The 1,666-nt window shown below is 69.7% G+C and carries 3 protein-coding genes; all 3 read right to left on the minus strand.

Annotation, left to right across the window (positions count from 1 at the left end):
- Nucleotides 1-826: hypothetical protein (locus BQ7388_RS10640; protein WP_159430850.1), on the minus strand; the 826-nt coding region annotated here is incomplete at its 3' end.
- Nucleotide 827: 1 nt separating this feature from the next.
- Nucleotides 828-1,232, minus strand: coding sequence for a phage baseplate protein (locus BQ7388_RS10645; RefSeq protein WP_072500642.1), 405 nt, complete (start codon nt 1,230-1,232; stop codon nt 828-830).
- A partial coding sequence (locus BQ7388_RS12500; protein WP_159430851.1) for a hypothetical protein occupies nt 1,233-1,666 on the minus strand: 434 nt, incomplete at its 5' end.

Below are 1,666 nucleotides of genomic sequence, written 5' to 3' on the forward strand. Positions count from 1 at the left end.
CGCAGACGACGCCGTGCTGCCTCACGCCCTCGTTGGACATGATGGCGTCGGCCGCGACGTGGAAGCCGCTGCCGAACTCGCCGTCCTCGACGCCGTCCAGTGTGAGCTGGACGGTCCTCTTGCCGTCCTGGTAGCTGGCGTAGGGCACGACGCAGGTCACGAGGTCCTCGGCCTCGGTCACGTCCGAGAACTGGGTGATGGTCTCGCCGAACTCGACCACCTGCGGGTTGTCCCCGCACCCCTCGGCGAGGAAGTCGACGTAGCGCCCCAGGCCGTCGTGGCCCGCCACGACCTGATAGCCGCCGGAGAGGACCTTGTCCTCTATCTCGGCCATGGTCTTGGGCCACTGGGTCGAGGAGCGCGTCACCTGCGTGTCCGGCAGCTCGTTCTTGCGCACGCGGAAGGCCTGGGTGCCGTCGCTGTGCCGGGAGTGCTCGTCCACGTAGAACGCCGCCACCTCGCGCAGGGACCTGGACGGGGTCACCTTCCACCCCTTGGACTCGTCCGCGTAGGTGCCGTAGGGCCGCACGAGGGAGTCGGAGAGGTAGGCGAGCTGCCCCTCGCAGGTGAGCCTCTCGGTGCCGTCGACGGAGGGCTTGACCGAGGTGATGCGGCCCCTGAAGACCTCCTCGCCGTCCTCCTCCAGCACGACCTCGCGGGACGGGTCGTAGCACTCGAAGGTGCCCGACAGGGGGTTCGTGGGCGGCACGTCGCAGGCGAGGCTGCCGGGCTCGCTGACGGTCAGCCTGCAGTCGCAGGAGGTCACGACGCGGTCGGGCAGCCTCGGGTCATGCAGGGTCTTGCCCGCGTAGCTGAGGCGGTACACCCTACGCCGTCCTCTTCCAGATGTACACGGAGAGGTAGGGCGGCAGCAGCTTGCCGGAGTAGTCCTCGCCCGCGACCACGACGCGGTCCCTGTAGCCGCCGGTCTGGGTGAGCCCGTAGCCCGCGGCCTCCTCGCCTGAGCGGTGGACGCCCATGGTCCTCTGGCCGCCCGTGGTGCCCGCCGCGAAGTCGGATCCCGCGCCGACGAGGAAGCGGCCCTCCACGCGCGCCCAGGTGCCGCCCAGGAAGGTCGACGGGTTCGTCGCGGCGGCGCTCATGTAGATCGAGCCGACGGGCCACATCCTGTCGATCCAGTCGAAGTTGGCCGCGAGGTCGGCGATGGTCTGCTGGACCTTGTCCGTGATGGCCGGCTTCACGAGCTTCATGCTCGCTGTCTTGGTGCTCATCTAGAGCTCCTTCCACTCGTACGCGAAGTAGACGTTGTACTCGCCGCCCGACGTGTCGAGCGGGAAGGCGAGCGAGTCCCAGCTGCGGTCCTCCACGTCCCACCAGGTTCCCATGCCCTGCCAGGCCGGGAACTCCTGCAGGGGCGAGGAGGCGGTGGCCATGGCGCACCACATGCCCAGGTGCGCGTCCCAGGAGTCGGCGAACCCCTGCCAGGCGTCGTCGCCCATCCCGGGCGTCGTGTCGATGGCCACGCGGTTGTCGCCGGGGCTGAGCCACATGTCGTCGAGGGTCCAGGAGCCGGGGCCCAGGGTCCACTCCCTGTCGCCGATGTCGAGGACGCACCTGCGCGAGACCTCGACCACCGGCTGCACGTGGGCGTCGCCGCACGGGAGGATGACCTCGATGCCCCCGGCGGCGTTGGCCGTGAAGACCC

Origin of the sequence: Olsenella phocaeensis (genome assembly GCF_900120385.1) — a bacterium.
Classification (GTDB): Bacteria; Actinomycetota; Coriobacteriia; order Coriobacteriales; family Atopobiaceae; genus Olsenella_I; species Olsenella_I phocaeensis.